The 23018-nt window shown below is 71.2% G+C and carries 20 protein-coding genes and 1 other RNA gene; 14 read left to right on the top strand and 7 right to left on the bottom strand.

The window, feature by feature from the left end:
• Positions 1–76: 76 nt before the first annotated feature.
• Both glgB and ASF89_RS09770 read right to left on the bottom strand, forming a co-directional pair.
• A complete protein-coding gene (gene glgB, locus ASF89_RS09775; RefSeq protein WP_055814186.1) occupies positions 77–2311 on the bottom strand; it encodes a 1,4-alpha-glucan branching protein GlgB in 2235 nt (744 codons plus the stop codon).
• Positions 2312–2322: 11 nt separating this feature from the next.
• On the bottom strand, positions 2323–4323 hold the full coding sequence (locus tag ASF89_RS09770) for an alpha-1,4-glucan--maltose-1-phosphate maltosyltransferase (protein WP_235484067.1): 2001 nt from the start codon (positions 4321–4323) through the stop codon (positions 2323–2325).
• Between the two features lie 380 nt (positions 4324–4703).
• Between ASF89_RS09770 and ASF89_RS09765 the strand changes: the two genes are divergently transcribed.
• The 5 genes from ASF89_RS09765 to ASF89_RS09745 are packed head-to-tail and all read left to right on the top strand — an operon-like array spanning position 4704 to position 8383.
• On the top strand, positions 4704–5279 hold the full coding sequence (locus ASF89_RS09765) for an alternate-type signal peptide domain-containing protein (RefSeq protein ID WP_055796488.1): 576 nt from the start codon (positions 4704–4706) through the stop codon (positions 5277–5279).
• Between the two features lie 38 nt (positions 5280–5317).
• The gene (locus ASF89_RS09760) at positions 5318–5923 is read left to right on the top strand and encodes a TasA family protein (protein WP_055814183.1); all 606 of its coding nucleotides are present in this window, start codon (positions 5318–5320) and stop codon (positions 5921–5923) included.
• Positions 5920–6840, top strand: a complete 921-nt coding sequence (locus tag ASF89_RS09755; RefSeq protein ID WP_055814180.1) for a hypothetical protein — start codon at positions 5920–5922, stop codon at positions 6838–6840. Before ASF89_RS09760 ends, ASF89_RS09755 begins: the two co-directional genes overlap by 4 nt.
• Positions 6831–7784 carry a hypothetical protein gene (locus ASF89_RS09750; RefSeq protein WP_055814176.1) on the top strand — a complete coding sequence of 318 codons (954 nt, stop codon included), beginning with the start codon at positions 6831–6833 and terminating at the stop codon, positions 7782–7784. Before ASF89_RS09755 ends, ASF89_RS09750 begins: the two co-directional genes overlap by 10 nt.
• The gene (locus ASF89_RS09745) at positions 7781–8383 is read left to right on the top strand and encodes a signal peptidase I (protein WP_055814173.1); all 603 of its coding nucleotides are present in this window, start codon (positions 7781–7783) and stop codon (positions 8381–8383) included. The genes ASF89_RS09750 and ASF89_RS09745 overlap by 4 nt, the downstream gene beginning before the upstream one ends.
• A 317-nt stretch (positions 8384–8700) precedes the next feature.
• Here ASF89_RS09745 and ASF89_RS09740 read toward each other — a convergent pair whose 3' ends face one another.
• The 3 genes from ASF89_RS09740 to glgX are packed head-to-tail and all read right to left on the bottom strand — an operon-like array spanning position 8701 to position 11896.
• Positions 8701–9357: a cold shock and DUF1294 domain-containing protein gene (locus tag ASF89_RS09740; protein WP_055814170.1), complete on the bottom strand. Its 657-nt coding sequence runs from the start codon at positions 9355–9357 to the stop codon at positions 8701–8703.
• A gap of 3 nt (positions 9358–9360) precedes the next feature.
• Positions 9361–9861 carry a Cys-tRNA(Pro) deacylase gene (gene ybaK, locus ASF89_RS09735; RefSeq protein WP_055814167.1) on the bottom strand — a complete coding sequence of 167 codons (501 nt, stop codon included), beginning with the start codon at positions 9859–9861 and terminating at the stop codon, positions 9361–9363.
• Positions 9862–9868: 7 nt separating this feature from the next.
• Positions 9869–11896, bottom strand: a complete 2028-nt coding sequence (gene glgX / locus ASF89_RS09730; RefSeq protein ID WP_055814164.1) for a glycogen debranching protein GlgX — start codon at positions 11894–11896, stop codon at positions 9869–9871.
• A 121-nt stretch (positions 11897–12017) separates the two neighbouring features.
• Between glgX and ASF89_RS09725 the strand changes: the two genes are divergently transcribed.
• From ASF89_RS09725 to ssrA, 7 genes are all read left to right on the top strand, one after another.
• On the top strand, positions 12018–13184 hold the full coding sequence (locus ASF89_RS09725; RefSeq protein WP_055814161.1) for a cysteine desulfurase family protein: 1167 nt from the start codon (positions 12018–12020) through the stop codon (positions 13182–13184).
• 75 nt (positions 13185–13259) lie between these two features.
• Positions 13260–13865, top strand: coding sequence for a hypothetical protein (locus ASF89_RS09720; protein WP_055814158.1), 606 nt, complete (start codon positions 13260–13262; stop codon positions 13863–13865).
• Positions 13866–13876: 11 nt separating this feature from the next.
• Complete coding sequence (prfB, locus tag ASF89_RS09715; RefSeq protein ID WP_055796520.1) at positions 13877–14983, top strand: peptide chain release factor 2; 1107 nt, start codon at positions 13877–13879, stop codon at positions 14981–14983.
• A gap of 118 nt (positions 14984–15101) precedes the next feature.
• Positions 15102–15845 carry a cell division ATP-binding protein FtsE gene (gene ftsE / locus ASF89_RS09710; protein ID WP_055798319.1) on the top strand — a complete coding sequence of 248 codons (744 nt, stop codon included), beginning with the start codon at positions 15102–15104 and terminating at the stop codon, positions 15843–15845.
• Positions 15842–16756 carry a permease-like cell division protein FtsX gene (ftsX, locus tag ASF89_RS09705; protein WP_055796523.1) on the top strand — a complete coding sequence of 305 codons (915 nt, stop codon included), beginning with the start codon at positions 15842–15844 and terminating at the stop codon, positions 16754–16756. The genes ftsE and ftsX overlap by 4 nt, the downstream gene beginning before the upstream one ends.
• Before the next feature lie 86 nt (positions 16757–16842).
• Positions 16843–17319, top strand: coding sequence for an SsrA-binding protein SmpB (gene smpB / locus ASF89_RS09700; RefSeq protein WP_055796527.1), 477 nt, complete (start codon positions 16843–16845; stop codon positions 17317–17319).
• A gap of 146 nt (positions 17320–17465) precedes the next feature.
• Positions 17466–17843: a transfer-messenger RNA gene (gene ssrA / locus ASF89_RS15400) on the top strand.
• An 80-nt stretch (positions 17844–17923) separates the two neighbouring features.
• Here ssrA and ASF89_RS09695 read toward each other — a convergent pair.
• Positions 17924–19714 (bottom strand): nucleoside-diphosphate sugar epimerase/dehydratase, encoded by a 1791-nt coding sequence (locus ASF89_RS09695; RefSeq protein ID WP_055814155.1) that lies wholly within the window; start codon positions 19712–19714, stop codon positions 17924–17926.
• Between the two features lie 345 nt (positions 19715–20059).
• Between ASF89_RS09695 and fdhA the strand changes: the two genes are divergently transcribed.
• Both fdhA and ASF89_RS09685 read left to right on the top strand, forming a co-directional pair.
• A complete protein-coding gene (fdhA, locus tag ASF89_RS09690; RefSeq protein ID WP_055796534.1) occupies positions 20060–21277 on the top strand; it encodes a formaldehyde dehydrogenase, glutathione-independent in 1218 nt (405 codons plus the stop codon).
• Positions 21278–21347: 70 nt separating this feature from the next.
• Positions 21348–22820 carry an MFS transporter gene (locus ASF89_RS09685; protein ID WP_055814153.1) on the top strand — a complete coding sequence of 491 codons (1473 nt, stop codon included), beginning with the start codon at positions 21348–21350 and terminating at the stop codon, positions 22818–22820.
• Here the strand turns inward: ASF89_RS09685 and ASF89_RS15710 are convergent.
• Positions 22805–22942 (bottom strand): hypothetical protein, encoded by a 138-nt coding sequence (locus ASF89_RS15710; RefSeq protein WP_156357319.1) that lies wholly within the window; start codon positions 22940–22942, stop codon positions 22805–22807. The genes ASF89_RS09685 and ASF89_RS15710 overlap by 16 nt on opposite strands.
• Positions 22943–23018 lie beyond the last annotated feature (76 nt).

Raw genomic sequence — 23018 nt, 5'->3', positions numbered from 1 at the left:
CGCAGGCGCGAGGCCCCCGTCCGGTTCGGACGGGGGCCTCGTCATGTCGGCGGCCGCCGAGGAGGCGCGGGCCGGCTCAGGGGCGTCGCTTCAGCCAGAGGACGCCCAGGGGCGGCAGCAGCACGTCGGCCGAGGCGGGGCGACCGGCCCACGGGGTGTCGGTCGCGACGACGCTGCCCATGTTGCCGACCCCGGAGCCGCCGTACTCGGCGGCGTCGGTGTTGAGGATCTCGTGCCAGGTCCCCGCCTCGGGGAACCCGAAGCGCATCTGCACGGGCTGACCCGACCAGTTCGCCAGGACGGCGACGCTCTCGCCGTCACCGGACTTGCGCATGAACGCGACGACGCTCTGCTGCGCCGCGCCTCCGTCGATCCACTCGAAGCCCTCGGTGTCGAAGTCGTGCGCCCAGAGGGCCTTCTCGGACCGGTACACGGCGTTGAGCTTGCTGACCAGGTCGAAGAGCTGCTGGTGCTCGTGCCGGTCGAGGACGGACCAGTCGAGACCGTTCTCCTGGCTCCACTCGGTGGGCTGCCCGTACTCGGACCCCATGAAGAGCAGCTGCTTGCCGGGGTGACCCCACATGTAGGCCAGGTACGCGCGGAGGTTGGCGCGCTTCTGCCAGTCGTCGCCCGGCATCTTCTCGAAGAGGGATCCCTTGCCGTAGACGACCTCGTCGTGGCTGATCGGGAGCATGAAGTTCTCGCTGAACGCGTAGTGGAACGAGAAGGTCAGCTCGCCGTGGTGGTACGAGCGGTGGATCGGATCCTTCTCGACGTAGTCGAGGGTGTCGTGCATCCAGCCCATGTTCCACTTCAGCCCGAAGCCGAGCCCGCCGTCGCTCGTGGGGCGTGAGACGCCGGGCCAGCTGGTGCTCTCCTCCGCGATCATGACGATTCCGGGGTGGCGCTTGTACGCGGTGGCGTTGGCCTCCTGGAGGAACGAGATCGCCTCGAGGTTCTCGCGGCCGCCGAAGCGGTTCGGCAGCCATTGGCCGTCATCGCGGCTGTAGTCGAGGTAGAGCATCGACGCGACGGCGTCGACGCGCAGTCCGTCGATGTGGAACTCCTCGAGCCAGTAGAGCGCGTTGGCCACCAGGAAGTTCCGCACCTGCGAGTCCCCGAAGTTGAACACCAGGGTGCCCCAGTCGGGCTGCTCGCCGAGACGGGGGTCGGAGTGCTCGTAGACGGCGCGGCCGTCGAAGTTCCCGAGGGCCCATTCGTCTTTGGGGAAGTGCCCGGGAACCCAGTCCATGATGACGCCGACGCCGGCCGCGTGCAGCCGGTCGATCAGGTACTTGAGGTCGTCGGGGGAGCCGTAGGTGCTCTGCGGCGCGTAGTAGCCGGTGACCTGGTAGCCCCAGGAGCCGCCGAACGGGTGCTGCGTGAGCGGCATGAACTCGACGTGGGTGAAGCCGAGGGCCGTGACGTAGTCGACCAGGGGGTCGGCCAGCTCGCGGTACGACAGGCCCGGACGCCACGAGCCCACGTGCAGCTCGTAGACGCTCATCGGGCCGGCGTGCTGGTCGGTCGCCGCGCGCCGCTCGAGCCAGGCGTCGTCCGACCACGTGTGACCGGAGCGCGTGATGATCGAGGCGGTCGCCGGGGGGACCTCAGCCCGTCGGGCCATCGGGTCGGCCCGCTCGACCCACACGCCGTCCGGGGTGAGGATCTCGTACTTGTACGTGCCCTCGGTGACGCCGGGCACGAAGATCTCCCAGACCCCGTTGCCGTCGAGACGGCGGAGGGCGTGCAGGGCGCCGTACCAGCCGTTCAGCTCGCCGATGACGCGCACGGCCTGGGCGTGGGGAGCCCACACGGCGAACGAGGTGCCCGTGACGCCCTGATGTTCGCGCACGTGCGAACCGAGGACGGTCCAGAGCTGCTCGTGCCGGCCCTCGCCGAACAGGTACAGGTCGAGGTCCGAGACGGTCGGGGCGAATCGGTAGGGGTCGTCGGCGAGCCAGGGCGCGCCTCCGTCGTACGAGGCCTCGATCTCGTAGCCGCCGAGGGGCGCCGTGGCGACGCCCTGCCAGAGACCGTGCGCGAGGTGCTCGAGGACGACGACCTCCGAGGAGGCGCCGGTCACCGTGACGGATGCGGCCAGCGGTCGGACGACGCGCACGACGGTCACGCCGTCGCGGGTGTGCTCGCCGAGCAGCGCGTGCGGGTGGCCGTGGCGACCCTCGGCGGCTGCCGCGACCTCGGCGTCGTCGAGCGGGGGAGCCGAGGGCGTCGGGGCGGCGACGGCCTCGACGGGGACGTCGGCCGGCGTCGGGTCCTCCGCCGGGGAGGGGGTGAGGGGGGAGGTCATGATCGGTGCTCCTACGGTGCGCGGTTCAGGTCGACGGTGAGGACGTGCACGGGCTCGACGAACGCGTCGAGACGGACGTAGTTGTCGTCGCCCCAGGTCCAGGACTGGCCGGTGATGAGGTCCCTGACCGTGTAGGTGCCGCCGGGGGTGAGCCCGAACTTCGTCACGTCGAGGTGGACGGTGGTCTCCCGCGCCGAGTGCGGGTCGACGTTGGCGACGACGATCACGGCGTCGGCGCGCCCGCTGCGGGTGTGCGCGCGAGAGAGGTACTTCGAGAAGACGAGCACGGCGTCGTCGTCGCTCGAGTGCACCTCGAGGTTGCGCAGCTGACGCAGCGCGGGGTGCGACGCCCGGATGCGGTTGAGCTGGGTCAGGTAGGGGGCGATCGACGCGCCGGCCGCCTCGGCCGCGGCCCAGTCGCGGGGCTTGAACTCGTACTTCTCGTTGTCGATGTTCTCTTCGCTGCCGGGACGCGCGACGTCCTCGATGAGCTCGTAACCCGAGTAGACGCCCCAGGTCGGCGACGCCGTGGCGGCGATGGCGGCGCGGATCTTGTAGGCCGACTGCCCTCCGTACTGCAGGTACGGCGTGAGGATGTCGTGGGTGTTGACGAACAGGTTCGGGCGGAGCCAGCCGCTGGTCTCCTTCGACAGCTCGGTGAGGTACTCCTCGAGCTCCCACTTCTCGTTTCGCCAGGTGAAGTACGTGTACGACTGGTGGAAGCCGACCTGGGCGAGGGCCTGCATCATGGCGGGCTTCGTGAAGGCCTCCGAGAGGAAGACCACCTCGGGGTTCGTCTCGCGGATCTCGTGCAGCAGCCACTCCCAGAAGCGGACGGGCTTGGTGTGGGGGTTGTCGACCCGGAAGATCGTGACGCCGAGGTCGATCCAGTACCGGACGATCCGGAGCACCTCGCGGCTCAGCCCGTCGTAGTCGTTGTCGAAGTTCAAGGGGTAGATGTCCTGGTACTTCTTCGGGGGGTTCTCGGCGTACGCGATCGTGCCGTCGGGCAGGGTCGTGAACCACTCGGGGTGCTCGGTCACCCAGGGATGGTCGGGCGAGCACTGCAGGGCCAGGTCGAGGGCCAGCTCGAGTCCGCTGTTCCTGGCGGCCTCGACGAACCAGCGGAAGTCGGCGACCGTCCCGAGCTCGGGGTGGATGGCGTCGTGCCCGCCGTCGGCCGATCCGATGGCGTAGGGGGATCCCGGATCGTCGGGCCCCGCAGTGAGGGTGTTGTTCGGTCCCTTGCGGAAGGTCGTGCCGATCGGGTGCACCGGCGGGATGTAGACGACGTCGAAGCCCATGCGGCTGATGGCGGGCAGGCGTCGGGCGGCCGTGCGGAACGTGCCGCTCTTCCAGCTGCCGTCGGCCTGCTTGCGGGCGCCTTCGCTGCGCGGGAAGAACTCGTACCAGCTGCCGAGCCCCGCTCGGCTGCGCTCGACGCGGAGGGTCTCCACGCAGCTGCGGGTGCGCAGGCTCGCGAGCGGCCTGTTCGCGAAGACGGCCGCCAGTCGCGGGTCGGTGGCGACGCGGAGGCGCGCCCCGGCGGACAGCGACGTGTTGCCGAGCGCCGTGGCGGCGTCGCGGACGAGGACGGTCTCGGGGTAGTCGTCGACAGCGGCGGCCAGCAGCTCGCTGCCGAGCGCGAAGGTCACGTCGACGTCGAGCTCGGCCGGGATCTTGATCTCGGCCGTGTGCAGCCAGGTCGCCCAGTCGTCCGTGTACGCCTCGACCTGCCAGGTCCAGTCGCCCTCGGTCTCGAGCTGCACCTCGGTGGTCCACCGATCGGTGCCCGGGATGCCCGCGGTGAGCGGATGCCGCGTGGTCTCGCCGGTCGGATCGATGAGGAGGAGGTCCGCACCGATCAGGTCGTGGCCCTCGCGGAACACGGTGGCGCCGAACGGCACCACCTCGCCGGAGAACGCCTTCGTCGGGAACACCCGGTCAGGGGTGGTCGGGGTCAGTGCCGTGACGGGGATCCGTCCGACCTTGGGCTCGTATGCAGTCGACACGTCAGCGACGCTACCCGGTATCGCGCGGGGTCGGCCCTGGTCGGAGAGGTCGTCCCCCTCCGGGGCTCGGAGTCGACCGATCGGGGTACAGAATGCCGTCCGCATCGGTGGGGACAGACGGTCTCGTCCGTTTTGCCCCCCGTTCTGGGTCGGTGCATATGCATGAAAAAGCTATGTCCGCACTTAGGGGGACCGCTACTGTCGTAGACGTCAGCCAGGCCTGCCCGCCCAGTGGGAACACCGAGAGCCCGGCGCCGCTGACCACCCTCCGGACCCGAACATCCGGCATCCCCCGCTCACACCGCATCGCCCTGGCCGTCCTCCCGACGGACGGCCCGGGGCGCTGCTCGTCGCGCCGTCACGGCGCGGATAGGACCGTCATGAACAAGCTCGTCAAAGGCTCCATCGCCGCCGCGGCAGGCGTCGCACTCCTCCTCGGCGGTGCGGGCACCTTCGCCCTCTGGAACGCCAACACGGAGGTCTCCGCGGCGAGCGTCAGCTCCGGCACCCTGGCGCTGACGACGAGCGGCGCGGGCACCTGGACGGACATCACCAACGGGCGGAACGTCGCGATCTCGGACGTCTCGCAGTACCGGATCGTCCCGGGCAACAAGCTCCGCTTCACCCAGACCATGAAGATCGACGCGTCGGGCAACGACCTGGTCGCCGATCTCGCCTACTCGACCGCGTCGGTCACGGGTTCGCTCAAGGGCATCGCGACCACCACGATGAGCGTCTCCAGCGCCGCGGGCTCGAGCGCCCTGCCGGCGGGTGTGACGGCCGACCCGGCGGCCCCCGGCAGCTTCGTCGTCCGGCCCGTCGCCGCCGGCAGCACGACCGCCGTCGTCACCTTCGTGGTCGAGCTCCCGCAGGCGACCGAGGGTGCGGCGAGCATGAACGGTACCCTCGACCTCAGCAAGCTGACCTTCACCCTCAAGCAGCGCGCCATCGCCTGATCCCCACCAGCCACCACCACCGAGACGGGAGACGCGCGATGAGCCGACCGGCAGCCGCCGCGCGTCGTCACCGTGCGGAACCCTCGCGACGAGCCGGCGGTCTCCGCCGGCTCGTCCGATCCACCTGGTCGGCCACCGGCCTCGTCGTCGTCGGTCTCCTGGCCCTCGTCGCGACCGCCGGCGGCACCTACGCCCTCCTCGGGGCCTCGGCGACCAGCAACGCGTCGGTCATCGCATCCGGCTCCGCCTCCGTCACCGTGGGCAGCGTCTCGTCGCTCGACGTCGCGAAGCTCGGGCCGGGTCGCTCGGTCTCGGGGACGTTCGTCGTGAGGAACACCGGCACGGTTCCGCTGCAGCTCCGCCTCACGGGCACGACCCCCACGAGCGTCGACGCCGCGGTGGTGGGCGAGCTCACCGCGGCGGTCGCCGTCCTGCGGAGCGGCTCCTCGTGCGCGGTCTCGACCGCGGGCGCCTCGACCCGGGCGGCCTCGTTCGACACCGGCGCGTCGTGGGCCGTCCTGCCGGCGGGTCAGTCGCTGACCGCCTGTCTCGTCCTCGCTCTCGACGCCGACGCTCCGGCCACCGTGCAGAACACGGGCGCCTCCGTCGGGTTCGTCGTCGCCGGGACGCAGGTCGCCCCGTGACGCGCCGTCGCACCCGCCCCGTCGCCCGGCGCGGCCTCGTGCTCGCGCTGCTCGCGGGCGTCGTCATCGGCGCGACGCTCGCGACCGGCGGCGCCGCGGTCGCCCTCTGGACGACCAGCGCCCCGGCCGCGACGCGCGTCGCCACCGGGGCCGTGGGTCTCAGCGCGACCGACCTCGCGTCCCTCCAGCGCGACTACACGGCCTCCGTCCCCGCGGTCACCGGATCGTGGTCGTTCACGAACACGGGCACGGTGGACGCCGACTACTCGACCACGGCGTCCCTGGCCTCCGGCAGCTCCGCAGCGCTCGCGTCCTCGATCTCGGTCGTGGCCTGGCCCGTCGCGCGCGGGCAGACGCCCGCCGCGGCGTGCACGGCGTCCGCAACGGTCGGAGCCGGCTCGGTCTCGGGCACGTGGGCCGCGCCTCCTCGGCTCGGCGGGTCGCTCGCAGCGGGCGCGTCGGTCGCCTGGTGCCTCCGCTCGTCGACGTCGACGTCGTCGCCCCTCGGACGCGTCACGCCCGTGCTGACCGCATCCCTCGCGGCCGGGTCGTGGCGTGCTCCGGCCCAGGAGCGCCGCTTCGTCCAGAACAACACCGTGCCGCCCCGCCAGACGGCCACCTGCTCGTCCACCGACATCTACTACGCGTGGCTCGACTTCGACCCGTCGGACCGACCCATCGAGACCACCTACGGTTCGTTCGTCGGATCGACCCGGGTCGGCACGGCCACCGAGACCGGCCACTACCCGCACTTCGCCTTCACCCGCGAGACGCTCCCGAAGAACCCCTACGGCGACGGTCGCATCACGGTCGACATCCGCGTGGTGGTCGACGGCGTCGCGGGTGCCGTCGCCGCGACGGGCGTCGTCGTCGCCGGTCAGGACCCGAACGGCCTGAGGAACATCCAGTGCCCGTGAACGACGACGGGACGGCGCCGGACCCGACGCCCCGCGCCAGGGCGAGTCGCGCCGTGGTGGTCGCCGTCGTCGCAGCCGTGCTGATGCCGGCGCTCGTCGGCGGGCCGGCGGCGACGGTCGCCCACGCCGCGGCACCCCGCGAGGGTGCCGGCGCGGGGCGACGCGCCGACCCGCCGAGACTCATGCTCAGCGCCGACGGGCTGCGCTGGCAGGTGCGCCTCACGGCGGGACCCACGGCGGCGGGGGAGGCGCTCGTGCCCGGCGGGACGACCTCGACCACGTTCTGGGTGAAGAACGTCACCAGCGACCCGGCCGTGCTCGCGGCGCGCGTCGTCGACGTCGAGGTCTCGTCCCCGGCCTTCGCCCGCGATCTGACCGTCACGGCGACCCGGGGCGCCGAGACGTCGGCCGACCCGACGCCCTCCCTGCCGCTCGGCTCGCCGGCCTGCACGGCCCTCAGGGCATCGGGGCTGCTCTCGGCCGGGGAGGAGGCGCCGGTCACCGTGGCGCTCGCACTCGCCGAGAGCGCCACCGGGTCGTCGGCCGGGCAGTCGGTGGGCGTGACCGTGCTCGTGTCGCTCGCGGGACGTGCGGGCGACGCCGCCGACGAGTGCCCGTCGCCCGCCGTCCCCGGGGCCGCGATGCTGCGAGGCGGCGAGCGGGACGTCGCGGGAGACGCGGACGTCCGGTCCGCCGACGGAGTCGTCGCATCGTCGACCGGACCCGTCGCCGCGGGCGCCGCCTCGGGGGAGACCTCCCCCCGGTTCGTCGGTCTCCCGCTGCCCGGGGAACGGCTCCCGCTGCTGCTCGGCGCCGTGTCCCTCCTCGCCGGCGGCTTCGTGGCGCTCGGCCGCCGTCGTCCCGAGGCCCACGCCGACGCGTCCGCCGACCCCGGCTCCACCGCCGCCGCGAGCCGGGATGCGACCGACCGGACGGGCGCATGACCGCGCGCCGCGCCTCCTCGGCGGGGAGGGGTGCGCTCCACAGCATCGGCGTCGGCCTGAGCGCCGGGCTCCTCCTGATCGTGGTCGCGCTCGCCGTGGTGCTCGTCGTCGTGCCGAAGGCGACCGGGTCGACCCCGCTGACGGTCCTCACCAGCTCGATGGAGCCGAGTCTGCCGCCCGGCACGCTCCTCGTCGTCCGGCCGACGCCCGTCGACGAGATCCGCGTGGGCGACGTGCTGACCTACCAGATCGAGTCGGGACGACCGGAGGTCATCAGTCACCGGGTCATCGAGATCGCGTCGTCGTCGGACGGCACCACGTCGTTCGTCACGAAGGGCGACAACAACGACGAGGCCGACGACGAAGCCGTGCTGCCGGTCCAGGTCAGGGGGACCCTCTGGTACAGCGTCCCCTGGCTCGGTTTCGTCAATCAGGCGGTGAACGGGTCGGCGCGCGCCTGGATCGTCCCGCTGCTGGCCGTGGCCCTGTTCGGCTACGCCGGCTACATGATCGTCTCCGGCCTCGTCGCGCACCGCGCGGAGCGCATCAGGCGGCGGGGGCGCGGCCGTCGTTCGGCGGGGCGCTCGGCGCACGACTGACCCCCCCTTCTGGGGTGGGCGACGGGTCCGAGCATCCTTGTCCGTCGTTTGGGGGACCAGTACAGTCGAGACGACGACGCGGCCTGCCCGCCCGGAGCGACAACCGCCCCGAGAGCCCGGCGCCCGTCGATCGGCGACGTCCCGACTGCGGACGCCCCGTCGGGTGCACGGACCGCTCAGACCCGAGGCTGTCCCGTGCGATCGACGAACACGGCGAGCGACGGTGAGCGCCCGGACCCGGCCCGAACCGGTCCGGTCGCCACCCGAACCGCGTCGACGCGGTCTTCCTCCGCCCCGACGCCCGCCCGCACGGCCCGTCAGCCGACGAGTGCGGCGACGACGACCCCGCTCAGGGCGACGATCGCGAGGTGCGCCGCCACGGTGAGCGCGAACGCCCGACGGAACGCCGGCTTGCCGGTCTTGTGCCGGAGCAGCTGCTGCGCCAGGACCGCGCCCGGCCACCCGCCGGCGAGCCCGCAGACGAGGAGGGTCCGCTCCGGCACGCGTCGCGTGCCCCGCCGGGCGGCCCGCTTGTCGACCGCGTAGGCGATGGCCGTCCCGATGTTGAGCGCGACCAGCAGGCCGACCGCCCACCACCTCGCCCACAGCGCGTCCGGCGATCCCGCGCCCGGCCAGTGCCCGCCGGTCGTCAGCGCGACGGCGACGAGCGCCCCGCTCGCCACGGCCGCCGCGGCCACGGCGGCCCGGCCCCGACGCGACGGTCGCGGAGACCTCGCTCTCGGAGGCGACCAGGCAGCCCCCGCTCGGGCCACGCGGACCGCCTGCGGTCGGCGATCCCCGTGGCCGTCGACGACGTACGAGTAGGCCTCCCCGGTGCGGGGGCGGGGCGTTCCGCGGCCGAAGGCGGTGATGTGCACGAAGACCCGGCCGCGACCGGACGCCGGACTCAGGAACCCGAAGCCCCGGGCGTCGTCCCAGCTCGTGAGCGTCCCCTCGACGCGCTGCTCCGCCACGGTTCAGTCCCGTGCCACGGCGGCGTACCGGCCGTTCACGGCCCGCACGAGGTCGTCCGGCGCGATCTCGACGTCGAACCCGCGCCTCCCGCCGCTGACGAACACGGTCGTGAAGGAGGCGCAGCTCGCGTCGATCACGGTCGTCGCCGCCGTCCGCTGCCCCAGGGGGCTGATGCCGCCCACGACGTAGCCCGTGCGACGTTCGGCGAGGGCCGGGGCGGCCAGCACCGCCTTCTTGGCCCCGACCTCCATCGCGAGCGCCTTGAGGTCGAGACGCCGCGAGACGGGCACCACGGCCACGACGAGGGCTCCGTCGGCCTCGACCATGAGCGTCTTGAGCACCCGATCGTCGGAGACCCCGAGGGCGGCGGCCGCCTCGGCGCCGTAGTCGGTCGCCGTGTCGCGGTGCTCGTAGGGATGCGCGACGAAGGCGATGCCGAGCGCGGTCAGGGCCGAGGTCGCCGGCGTCGACGGACCGGACGAGGAGGCGCGGCTCGTCGACACGGGACGCTCAGACGATCCGGTAGACGACGACGGTCGGACCCGAGACGACGATGTCGTCCCCGGGTGCCGAACCGGCCGGCAGCCCCCGGTCGTCGCTCGACCACAGGGCCTCGTAGCCGGCGACCCCGTCGGGGGACGGCAGGGTCGCCGTGATCGTCGTCTCCGCGCCGTGCACGACGACGAGCACGCTGTTCGGCTCCTCGTGCTCGGGGGTCGAGGTGACGAGGTGCTGGACCGTCCGGACCGCGACGTCGTTCCACTCGTCGGGGTGCATCTCGACGCCCGAGGCCGAGTACCAGGCCATCTCGTTGGCGCTGAGGGTGCAGGCCCCGTCGACGCCGAACCGGATCGGACGGAGAGCGGGGTTCTCGGCCCGCAGCCGGGTCAGCGCTGCGACGTCGTCGCGGAGGGCCACGTGCCACGGCTCGTCGGACCAGTCGACCCAGGTGAGCTCGCTGTCGGTGCAGTACGCGTTGTTGTTGCCGTGCTGGGTGCGGCCCCGCTCGTCTCCCGCGGTGAGCATCGGCACGCCCGCCGAGACGAACAGGGTCGCCAGGAGGTTCCGCATCGAGCGCCGACGGGCGTCGGAGATCCACGGGTTGACGCTCTCGCCCTCGATGCCGTGGTTGAACGACCGGTTGTCGTCGGTGCCGTCGCGGTTGCCCTCGCCGTTGCTCAGGTTGTGCTTGGCGTCGTACGAGACGAGGTCGAGCAGGGTGAAGCCGTCGTGCGCCGTGATGAAGTTCAGACCCGCGACGGGGCCGCGCTCCCGAGCGAAGATGTTGCTCGACCCGCTCAGCTTCGAGGCGAAGCTGCCCAGCCCCGACGGCGGCAGGCCGTCTGCCCGGGCTGCGGCGACGTCGGTCAGCCAGAACTCGCGCGAGCGGTTGCGGAACCGGTCGTTCCACTCGATCCAGCCGGGAGGGAAGGCTCCCGTCTGCCATCCGCCCAGGCCGACGTCCCAGGGCTCGGCGATCATCTTGACCCCCTCGAGAGCCGGGTCGGTCACGATCGCGGTCAGGAGGGGGTGCTCGGGATCGAACACGTGGTCGGCGCCGCGGCCGAGCGTCGCCGCGAGGTCGAAGCGGAAGCCGTCGATCTGCACCTCGTCCGCCCAGTAGCGAAGCGAGTCGAGGACGAGACGCGCCGCGGCCGGCGTGCTCGTGTCGATCGAGTTGCCGCAGCCGGTGACGTCGACGGGGTCGCCGGCCGCGTCGTGACGGTAGTAGCGCGAACCGTCGAGACCGCGGAGGCTCGTGACCGGACCGCCGACCTCGCCCTCCTCGGCCGTGTGGTTGTAGACCACGTCGAGGTACACCTCGATGCCGGCCTCGTGCAGCAGCCGGACCATCCCCTTGAACTCCCTCAGGACCGCGGAGGCGCCGGCCAGCTGGGCGTCGCGGCTCGCGTAGGCCGTATGGGGCGCGAAGTACGACAGGGTGTTGTAGCCCCAGTAGTTCTCGATGCCCTGAGCGACGAGCCGCTCCTCGTCGACGTGCTGGTGGATGGGCAGCAGCTGGACGGCGGTCACTCCGAGACCCTTGAGGTAGGCGATGGTCGACTCCGCCGCGAGACCGGCGTAGCTTCCGCGCAGCTCTTCCGGGACGAACGGCGCGAGGCGCGTGAGACCCCGCACGTGGGCCTCGTAGACGACCACCCGGTCGAGCGGCGTGCGGGGCTTGGCGACGCCGCCCCAGTCGAAGGACTCGTCGACGACGGCCGACTGCCAGGTGCCCCGGCCCGTGCGGCCGAGTCCCCGCGCGTAGGGGTCGAGGAGCTCGCGGGACGGGTCGAAGGCGTTCCCGCGTCCCGGGGGGCCGTCCGCACGGAGCCAGTAGCGCCGACCAGGGGTCAGCGCACCGTCCGTGGCGCTCCAGACGTCGCCGTCGCCGCGGGTCAGGGGCACGACGCGGTCGTGGGGGGCGTCGTCGACGACCAGATCGATGCTCGTGGCCGAGCTGGACCACACCCGCAGGGTCGGCCCGTCCGGTCCGCGGGTCAGACCCAGGTCGCGCAGGGAGTCGATGTCGGACACGGCACTTACAGTAGATGAGCGCGAGGCCTCGCTCGAACCGGCCGCGGGGCCCACCTCGGCCCCTCCGTGCTCGGGCCCGCCTCCGTCCCGCCCTCTCTCTCCTCGGATCCGGAGAACCGCCATGACCGTCTACCTCGACCACGCCGCCACGACGCCGATGCATCCGGCGGCCCTCTCGGCGTACACGGAGGCCCTCGGCGCGGTCGGCAACCCCTCGTCGATCCACAGCGCGGGGCAGAGCGCCAGACGGGTCCTCGAGGAGGCGCGGGAGCGCGTCGCCGCCACCCTGGGCTGCGAGCCCATCGAGGTCGTCTTCACCTCGGGCGGCACCGAGTCCGTCAACCTCGCCCTCAAGGGCCTGTGGTGGGCGCGCCAGTCCGACCGGCCCCGCCCGCGCCTCCTCGTGGCCGCCGGCGAGCACCACGCGACCGTCGACACCGTCGAGTGGCTCGAGCGGTACGAGGGCGCCCTCGTCACCTGGATCCCCCTCGACGGACTCGGTCGCCTCCGCCTCGACGCCCTCGCCGAGGCGCTCGAGGCCCACGACGACGTCGCCCTGGTGAGCCTGCTCTGGGCGAACAACGAGGTGGGAACCCTGCAGCCGGTGGCGGAGGTCGCCGCGCTCGCCGAGGCGCACGGCGTGCCGGTTCATTCGGACGCGGTCGCGGCCTACGGGCAGGTGCCGGTCGACTTCGCCGGATCCGGGCTCGCGGCGCTCAGCGTCAGCGCGCACAAGATCGGCGGACCGATCGGGATCGGAGCGCTCGTCCTGTCTCGCACGGCGACGGTGGTCCCGCTCATCCACGGCGGGGGGCAGCAGCGGCAGGTCCGATCGGGCACCCAGGACGCCCCGGCGGCCGTCGCCTTCGCCGTCGCCGCCGAGCAGCCCCACACCGACTACGAGCCGCTGCGCGACCGCCTCATCGCGGGCGTCCGTGCCGCGGTCCCCGGGGCTGTGCTGCGCGGCGACCCCGTCGACCGGCTGCCCGGCAACGCGCATTTCACCTTCGAGGGGTGCGAGGGCGACTCGCTGCTGTTCCTCCTCGACGCCGCCGGGGTGAGCGTCTCGACCGGCTCCGCCTGCCAGGCGGGCATCCCCGAGCCGTCGCACGTGCTGCTGGCGATGGGGCTGACCGACGACGAGGCCCGCGGGGCGCTCCGGATGACCGTGGGGCACACCTCGACCGAAGCCGACGTCGACGCGCTGCTGGCGGCGCTGCCCGACGCGGTCGCCCGCGCGGGCCGGGCCGGCTACGCCGACCGCACGCCCCTCCTCGGCCACCGCTGAACCGACCGCGGCGCCGACTCGCTCGGACGGGCGGCCCCGGAGCTCGACGAGCGTCTCGCGGGGCAGACTGGGGCGATGCAGCTCTACTCGTCGTCGGCCCCGGTCCGTGCTCGGCAGATCACGGCCGACGTCGTCGCCCTCGCTCTCGTCGTCGCAGCGGTCGTCGCCGGGTCCGCCGCCGCGGCGTTCATCCGGACGTTCGCGGATCTGGGCCGCCGGGTCGAGGACGCGGGCCTGGGCTTCCAGCGCTCGATGAGCGACGCGGCCGAGACGATCGCCGGGCTGCCTCTCGTCGGCGAGGCCGCCGGGCGTCCGTTCGTCGGAGCCGGCGACGCGGCGTCTCAGGTGGTGGCCGCGGGTCGGGACCAGCAGGAGGTGGTGGGCACCGCCTCCCTCGTGGTCGGTCTGCTCGTCGCGGGCATCCCCATCGTGGTCGTGCTGCTGACGTGGCTGCGGCGGCGGATCGCCTTCGTGCGACGCGCGGCGGCGGTGAGCGCCCTGCACCGCAGCGAGGGCGGTGACGACCTGCTGGCCCTCCGCGCGTTGTCGACGCTCGAACCGGCGGTGCTGCGGTCGGTGGCCCCGAACCCCGTCGCCGCCTGGCGGACCGGCGACGCCGACGTGGTCGGGCGGCTGGCCGACCTGGCCCTCCGCGACGCGGGCGTCGGTCGCGCCCGGTAAGCTCGGGGACCATGATCGCACTGGATTTCTCTGAGCAGATTGCCGCCCTCCGGGCCACGTTCGAAGACATCCGCGCGGTGATCGGCCAAGACCGTCTCGTGGCCGAGATCGCCGATCTCAGCGAGCAGGCGTCCGCCCCCGACCTGTGGGACGACACGGAGAACGCGCAGAAGGTCACCAGCGCTCTCAGCCACCGTCAGGCCGAGCTCGAGAAGCTGGAGACGACCGAGCAGCGGCTCGACGACCTCGGGGTCCTGGTCGAGATGGCCAACGACGGAGACGACCAGGAGAGCGCGGACGAGGCGCAGGCCGAGCTCAAGGCCCTCCAGAAGATGATGGACACGCTCGAGGTCCAGACCCTGCTCGACGGCGAGTACGACCCCCGCCCCGCGGTCATCACCATCCGCGCCGGCGCCGGCGGCGTCGACGCCGCCGACTTCGCGGAGATGCTGCTGCGCATGTACCTGCGCTACGCCGAGAAGCACGGCATGTCGGCCACCGTCATGGACACCAGCTACGCGGAGGAGGCCGGCATCAAGAGCGCCACCTTCGAGATCGACGCCCCCTACGCCTTCGGCACCCTGAGCGTCGAGGCCGGCACCCACCGGCTCGTCCGGATGAGCCCGTTCGGCGCGGCCGGCAAGCGGCAGACGAGCTTCGCCGCGGTCGAGGTCATCCCCCTGATGGAGGAGACCGAGTCGATCGAGATCCCCGAGAACGACATCCGGGTCGACGTGTTCCGGTCCTCCGGTCCCGGCGGGCAGTCCGTCAACACGACCGACTCGGCCGTGCGCCTGACGCACATCCCGACGGGCACGGTCGTGTCGATGCAGAACGAGAAGAGCCAGATCCAGAACCGCGCTGCGGCGATGCGCGTGCTCCAGTCGCGCCTCCTCCTCCTCCAGAAGGAGGCCGAGAACGCGAAGAAGAAGGAGCTGGCCGGCAACATCACGGCCAGCTGGGGCGATCAGATCCGCAGCTACGTGCTCGCGCCGTACCAGATGGTGAAAGACCTCCGCAGCGAGCACGAGGTGAACAACCCGTCGAACGTGTTCGACGGCGACCTCGACGGCTTCATCTCGGCCGGCATCCGCTGGCGCAAGCGCGACGAGTCCTGATCCCGGCCGTGGGGTCGGTCCTCGTCTCCTCCCCAGCGTCCCCAGGGGATTCATAGGGCACGGGGGAGGCGCGTCGCTGCGGTGTTCGCAGGCGGTGGCGCTTAGGGTGATCCCCGTCATGATTCGGTTTGATGAAGTCACCAAGGTCTACGTCGGCAATCCCCGCCCGGCACTCAACGCGGTCACCCTCGAGATCCTCAAGGGCGAGTTCGTGTTCCTCGTCGGCGCGAGCGGCTCCGGCAAGTCGAGCTTCCTGCGCCTCGTGCTCAAAGAGGAGAAGCCCTCGGCCGGCCAGATCCACGTGCTCGGTCAGCGCCTCGCGACGCTGTCGAGCCGCAAGGTCCCCTACTTCCGCCGCAACATCGGCGTGGTCTTCCAGGACTTCCGTCTCCTCCCGCAGAAGAACGTCTTCGACAACGTCGCCTTCAGCCTCCAGGTGATCGGCAAGAGCAAGGGATTCATCCAGGAGGCCGTGCCCGACGTGCTCAAGATGGTCGGTCTCGTGGGCAAGCAGCAGCGTCTGCCGCACGAGCTCTCGGGCGGTGAGCAGCAGCGCGTCGCGATCGCGCGGGCCATCGTGAACAAGCCGGCCGTGCTGCTGGCCGACGAGCCGACCGGAAACCTCGACCCCTCGACGAGCGCCGGCATCATGACCCTGCTCGAGCGGATCAACTCGGGCGGCACCACCGTCATCATGGCCACCCACGACGCCGGCATCGTCGATCAGATGCAGCGCCGGGTCATCGAGCTCAGCGCGGGCAACATCCTCCGCGACGAACGCAGCGGCGGCTACCAGACCCAGGCGGTGCCCATCCAGGCCATCGGGGTCGAGGATCTCAGCCTGAGAGGGGCGGACGAATGAGACTCGGACTCGTCCTCAGCGAGGTCGGCAGCGGCCTCCGGCGCAACGCCTCGATGGTCGTCTCGGTCATCCTGGTCACGTTCATCTCGCTGACCTTCGTCGGCACCGCCGCTCTGCTCCAGATGCAGATCAACCAGATGAAGGGCTACTGGTACGACAAGGCCCAGGTGGCCGTCTACCTCTGCACCGACACCGACACCACCGGCAACTGCACGGGTGCCAAAGCCACACAGGACCAGATCGACGCCGTGCAGGCGCAGCTCGACTCCGAGGTGCTCGCGCCGTTCGTCGACCGCTCGTACTTCGAGACGCAGCAGCAGGCGTACGACCGCTTCACGACGCAGTTCGCGGACAGCGCGGCCACCGAGTTCGTGCAGCCCTCGTACCTGAACGAGACCTTCTGGGTCAACCTGAAGGACCCGACGCAGGCCGACGTGCTCGCCGAGAGCCTGTCGAGCCTGGCCGGCGTCCAGGAGGTCGTCGACCAACGGGCCTACCTCGACCCGATCTTCTCGGTGCTGAACGCCGCCAGCTACACGGCCATCGGCATCGCCTCGCTCATGCTCATCGCCGCCGTGCTCCTGATCGCGACGACCATCCGGCTGAGCGCGTTCAGTCGACGACGCGAGCTCGGCATCATGCGGCTGGTCGGGGCCTCGAACACGTTCATCCAGACGCCGTTCATCCTCGAGGGCGTGATCGCCGCGCTCATCGGGTCGCTGCTGGCGGGCGGTGCGATCGTCGCGATCGTCAACTTCTTCGTCAAGGGGTACCTGGTGGTCACCTTCGAGGGAACCCCCTTCGTCGGGCTCCGAGACGCCGCCCTGGTGGTGCCCTTCGTCATCCTGGTGGGCATCGTGCTCGCGGCTCTGTCGGCGAACATCGCGATCCGCCGCTACCTCAAGGTCTGACGACCGAACCGCACGACCGCCCGGCTGTATACTGACAGGCTGCCTATCGCGGCAGACCCATCACTCGAACGACCAGGAGGCACCCCGTGGCGAAAGAACGCGGCGAGAAGGTCGTGGCCACCAACCGTCGGGCGCGCCACGACTACACGATCGAGAGCACGTACGAGGCCGGCATGGTGCTGAGCGGGACCGAGGTCAAGGCCCTGCGTCAGGGCCGGGCGTCGCTCGTCGACGGGTACGCCTTCGTCGAGAACGGCGAGGCCTGGCTCGACGCCGTGCACATCCCCGAGTACACGGAGGGCACGTGGAACAACCACGCGCCGCGTCGCAAGCGGAAGCTCCTCCTGCACAAGCAGGAGATCGTCAAGATCGGCCAGAAGACGAAAGAGGGCGGCTTCACGATCGTGCCGCTCAAGATGTACTTCAGCGACGGCCGTGCCAAGGTCGAGATCGCGGTGGCCAAGGGCAAGCGCGAGTACGACAAGCGTCAGACGCTCCGCGAGCGGACGGCGACCCGCGAGGCGCAGTCCGCGATGTCAGCGCGCAAGCACCTCGGCGAGTAGCGGCGGTCTCCGTCTCCTGTCGCCGCGCCTCCCGGGCCTGCGGTCGCTGGACGAGGAGGCGCGGAGGGCTTACACTGGAGGGCCGCGGTACACCGCGGTCGGCACCACCGGCGACAACTCCACAGAGTGTGACAGCGGCCCCTCAGGGGGATGATCGGTTTCGACATCGCCTGCGTGCGAACGAGAAGCGGGCCGAGGATCCAGGGTTATCTCGTAAACGATCTCTGGAAAACAATAAGTGCCAATAACAAGCGCACTGACTTCGCTCTCGCTGCGTAAGCAGTAGAGCCACATGAAGTCCGTCAGTCTGGTGACCGCCTTCTAACCAGAGCCTGACGTCATCTAGAGGGCTCGCTGCGTGACTGCGCCTGAGGGTCACGCGGGACTCGAACTCGGGCTGGGCCCGTCGACCGAGAAGCCAGTAGCGAAGGTCGGGGCCGAGCAGAACGTCTCATCTGGCTACGCCCGTAGAATGCGTGCAATCTCAGCGATGGACGGGGGTTCAATTCCCCCCATCTCCACCATCGGTCGCTGTCACACTCCGTCTCATGACGAACGCCCTCGCCGAACTCGGCGGGGGCGTTCGTCGTGTGCGGCGATGCCGTCAGGATCGACGAGCTCCCGCGGGGGCCTCGAACGCGAGGTCGAAGAGCGACCCCGCACCTCCCGGGTGCTCCGCGGGGAGCAGCGACGGGTGGAGGGGCGGCACCGAGGCGTGCGAGATCTTGGGGTGCACCGGACGATCGTCGGTCTCGCCGTCGCCGACCAGCTCCTCGTGCAGCTTCTCGCCGTCCCGGAGACCCGTGAACACGATGTCGACGTCCCGACCGGACATGGCGATCATCCGCTCGGCGATGTCGAGGATCCGGACGGGCTCGCCCATGTCGAGGATGAGGACCTCGGCGGGCGACCCGATGCCGCCGGCCTGGACGACCAGGTTGCACGCCTCGGGGATCGTCATGAAGAAACGCGTCACGTCGGGGTGGGTGATGGTGAGCGGACCGCCGGCCTCGATGAGAGACGAGAACACCGGGAGCATCGAACCGCGGCTGCCGAGGACGTTCCCGAACCGGACCGACAGGTACCTCGCCCCCGTCTCGTCGGCCGCTGAGGCGGTCAGTCGCTCGGCCAGCCGCTTCGAGTGGCCGAGCACGCTCGTGGGGTTGGCCGCCTTGTCCGTAGAGATGTTCACGAACGTCGTCACTCCGGCGGCCCGGCTGGCGTCGAGCACGTTCCGAGTGCCGAGCACATTGGTCTTCCAGGCCTCGTCGGGGTACTGCTCGAGCATCGGGAGGTGCTTGAGCGCCGCGGCGTGGAAGACGACGTCGGGACGTCGTTCGGCGAAGATGCGGTGCAGGGCCGCCGCATCGCGGATGTCGGCGAGGACGACCTCGCGCGAGTCGAGCAGCCCGTTGCCGGAGACCGTCAGCTGGGCCTGCTGCAGGCCGGTCTCGTCGCGGTCGAGCATGATGAGGTCGGCCGGACCGTACTTGGCGATCTGTCGGCAGAGCTCGCTGCCGATCGAACCGCCGGCACCGGTCACGAGCACCCGTGAGCCCGCGAGGTAGCCGGCGATGGACTCGACGTCGGTGTCGACCGGGTGACGGCCGATGATGTCCTCGATCGCGATGTCGCGGACGTCTCGGAGTCGGGACCGGCCGTCGAGGACCTCGTCGAGGAGGGGGAGCACCATGACCCGCAGGCCGGCGGTGGCGGCGAGGTCCGTGATGTCCTGCAGGAGGGCGGCGTCGGCTCGGCCGACCCCGATGACCAGCACCTCGGCTCCCGAGGCGGTCGCGGCCCCGACGAGGTCGTGGCGGCTCCCGAGCACACGCACCCCTTCGATGCGGAGGCCTCCGCGGGTCGGGTCGTCGTCGAGGAGCCCGACCGGCAGGTACGGCGAGTCGGGATCGGTCAGCATGCGCCGGACGAGGTGGTTGGCCAGACGACCGGCACCGAAGATCAGGGTGCGCTGGGCGTCGTCGCGAGGCCGGTTCCGGTGTTCGACGATGATCCGGGCGATGTAGCGCAGGGTGCCCATCGCGACGAATGCGACGGGCGTGGCGATGAACGTGGTGCTGCGCGCCAGACTCACCTCGGTGCCGACGAGCAGCACGGGCAGCCCCAGGACGAGTCCGCTGAGGGCCGCCGACGCGGCGACCGCGCGGACCTCGAGGAGGCTTCCCGGCACGAATCGGCGACGGTAGACGCCAGTGGCGAAGCCCACGGCGCAGTGGATCACGATCACGACGGCGGCCGTCGCCGCGACGGACCTCCAGGCGATCTCGTGGATGGCGAAGTCGTGTCGCACCACGACGGCGAACACGAGCGCGATCACCCACGCGCCGGCGTCGGCGCCGACCTGGAGCAGGGTCCGACGAGCCGGCGATCTCATGAACCACGCGGCGGGAGACAGCGGTGAAGCGGGTTCGCACGGGACGTCGACACGTGATCGCACGGCGGGGTTCCTGTCTCTATCGGGGTCGGGCGCCGTGTGCGACGCCTGAGCGCCGATCGGCGACCGTGCTCCGAGGCACCCTGGTCGATCGTCCTTTCAGCGCTGTCGATCATTGTCTCACATATCGGATATCGCATGGCAGACCATTCAGGGGATGATCGCGACCGGGTGGGGGGTGATCTTGCTGATGGCCGGCTGCGAAACCCGGCCCGCGCCTCCCGCGGGTCCTAGCGTGTGAGCACGGGCACGATTCCGTGCCCCGAGTGGTCAAGGAGGATCACCATGGCAACGAACCACGCCGTCGCGTACAAGGGCCCCGGAGTCGTCGAGGTCATCGACGTCGACTATCCGACGTTCGAGCTGAAGGACGGGCCGGGCGTCAACCCGGCGAACATCGGGCGGAAGGTCAACCACGGGGCGATCCTCCGCACGGTTGCCACCAACATCTGCGGCTCGGACCAGCACATGGTCCGCGGTCGCACGACCGCCCCGACCGACCTCGTGCTCGGGCACGAGATCACCGGCGAGGTCGTCGAGGTCGGCCCCGACGTCGAGTTCATCAAGGTCGGCGACATCGTCTCGGTGCCGTTCAACATCGCCTGCGGCCGCTGTCGCAACTGCAAGGAGCGCAAGACCGGCATCTGCCTCAACGTGAACCCCGACCGTCCCGGCAGCGCCTACGGCTACGTCGACATGGGCGGCTGGGTCGGCGGTCAGGCCGAGTACGTCCTCGTCCCCTACGCCGACTGGAACCTGCTGAAGTTCCCCGACCGCGACCAGGCCCTCGAGAAGGTCCTGGACCTCGCGATGCTGTCCGACATCTTCCCGACCGGGTTCCACGGGGCCGTCACCGCCGGGGTCGAGGTCGGCTCGACCGTCTACGTGGCCGGGGCCGGGCCCGTGGGCCTCGCCGCGGCGACCAGCGCGCTGCTGCTCGGCGCCAGCGTCGTCATCGTCGGCGACATGAACGCGGATCGTCTGGCGCAGGCCCGCAGCTTCGGCTGCGAGACGGTGGACCTCACCAAGGGGGACCCGGGCGAGCAGATCGACCAGATCCTGGGCGAGCCCCTCGTCGACTGCGCCGTCGACGCGGTCGGCTTCGAGGCGAAGGGCCACGGCGGCGGATCGGGGGAGGAGGCTCCCGCGACGGTGCTGAACTCCCTGATGGACATCACGGCGGCCGGCGGGGCCATGGGCATCCCCGGGCTCTACGTCACCGGTGACCCGGGAGGGGTCGACGCGGCCGCGCAGAAGGGCTCGCTGTCGCTCAGCCTCGGCACCGGATGGGCGAAGTCGCTGTCGTTCACCACGGGTCAGTGCCCCGTCATGAAGTACAACCGCGGTCTGATGATGGCGATCCTCCACGACCGCGTGCACATCGCGAAGAACGTGCACGCCGAGGCGATCGGCCTCGCCGACGCGCCGAAGGGCTACGAGCTGTTCGACAAGGGAGCGGCGACGAAGTATGTGCTGAACCCCAACGGCTACATCGCGGCCTGACGAGGAGGCGCGGGTCGGCCCGAGAGGGTCGGCCCGCGGCCCCGGGGCGGGTGTATGACGGAACCACCCCATGACGAAGCCACGCGAATCCCCGAGCCCCGAGCGTCAGAAGTGGCAGGCGTTCGCCGTGTGCGTCGCGGTGGCCGCTCTGACCATCCTCGACCTGTCGAAGGTCAACGTCGGGCTGCCGAGCATCGAGGCGTCCCTCGGGGCGGGTCCCACCGCGCTGCAGCTCATCGTCGCCGGGTACGCGCTCGCCTTCGGGCTCTCGCTCGTGCCCTCCGGCCGTCTCGGCGACCTGAAGTCGCGTCGGCTCATGTTCGTGATCGGCCTCTCGTGCTTCACGGTTGCGAGCCTCCTCTGCGCTCTGGCACCCACCATCGAGCTGCTCGTCGTCGCCCGCATCCTCCAGGGCGTGGCCGCGGGGATCCAGATGCCGCAGGTGCTGGGGCTCATCCAGCAGCTCTTCCAAGGCCGTGAGCGAGCCCGAGCGTTTGGCTTCTTCGGCACCATCATCGGGGTCAGCACGGCGTTCGGCCCGACGCTCGGCGGTCTCCTCATCGCCCTCGGCGGCCCGGAGGACGGCTGGCGCCTCCTCTTCTGGATGAACATCCCGCTCGGTCTCGCGGCGATCGTCTTCGCGGTCAAGCTGCTGCCGAGGGCCTCCACCGCGCCGAGCGGTCACAACGAGCTCGATCTGTTCGGCATCGTGCTGCTCGGGCTGACCATCCTGACGCTCATGCTGCCGTTCGTCCTGACGACCGGGCAGGGCGACGACCCCCTCCGATGGCTCTTCCTCGTCGGCTTCGTCGTGTTCGGTGCGGCCTTCATCCGCTGGGAGCAGCGCTACAAGGCGCGGGGCAGGTCACCCGTCGTGCACTTCAGCCTCTTCGCTCTGGCCTCGTACCGCAACGGGACGCTCATCGCGACGGTCTACTTCTGCGCGCTGCCCGCCACGTTCCTGCTGACGACCCTCTACCTGCAGCAGGGACTCGGGCTGGCTCCGGTCTACGCGGGCATGGTGACCATCCCCTTCGCCCTGACGAGCGCGGTCGCGGCCTTCTTCGGCGGTCGGCTCGTCGAGCGGTACGGCCGGAGCCTCGTCGTCCTGGGCCTCGTGCTCGTCGCGGTCGGCTTCGTCGCCCTGCTGCTCGCGGCCGTGCTGACGCCCGCCGAGATCACGCCCTACGCGATGGGCGTCGGCATGCTCCTGGCGGGCACCGGCGGCGGCTTCGTCATCTCGCCCAATCAGACCCTGACGCTGGCGGAGGTCCCCGTCGAGATGGGCGGGGTGGCGGGTTCGATGGGTCAGGTCGGTCAGCGGGCCGGGACGGCGATCGGCACGGCGGCGGCCGTGTCGACGTTCTACTCGGTCATCGCCGGAGCCGGGGGAGCCGCGGGCGCCGACCTCGCCGCCTATCACGAGGCCTACCGGAACGGCTTCCTCGTCGTGCTGGGGCTCGTGACGGTCGCCCTCGTGCTCGCGCTGCTCGACCTCCGTGCCCGCAGGACGGGCCGGGTGGCGAGCTACTCGACCGACTGAGCGGCGACGACGTAGCTCGTGAGGTCGACCTGGAGCGTCCGCGGCAGCGAGATCGCGGCGGGATCGATGACGGTCCAGGAGGCGCGGGTCGAGTCGGAGACGATGGCGGCGGTGGCGATCATGGCGATGTCCTTCGGCTGATGGTCGCCGGCGGGTGGCGCCGGGCGTGACCTCAGTCAAGCGCCGCGCCGGGCGCCG

This window comes from Frigoribacterium sp. Leaf172, assembly GCF_001424285.1.
In the GTDB taxonomy this organism is placed as follows: Bacteria; Actinomycetota; Actinomycetes; order Actinomycetales; family Microbacteriaceae; genus Frigoribacterium.
Note: the sequence above shows the minus strand (reverse complement) of the source record. Positions and strands in the feature narration are given on the sequence as shown.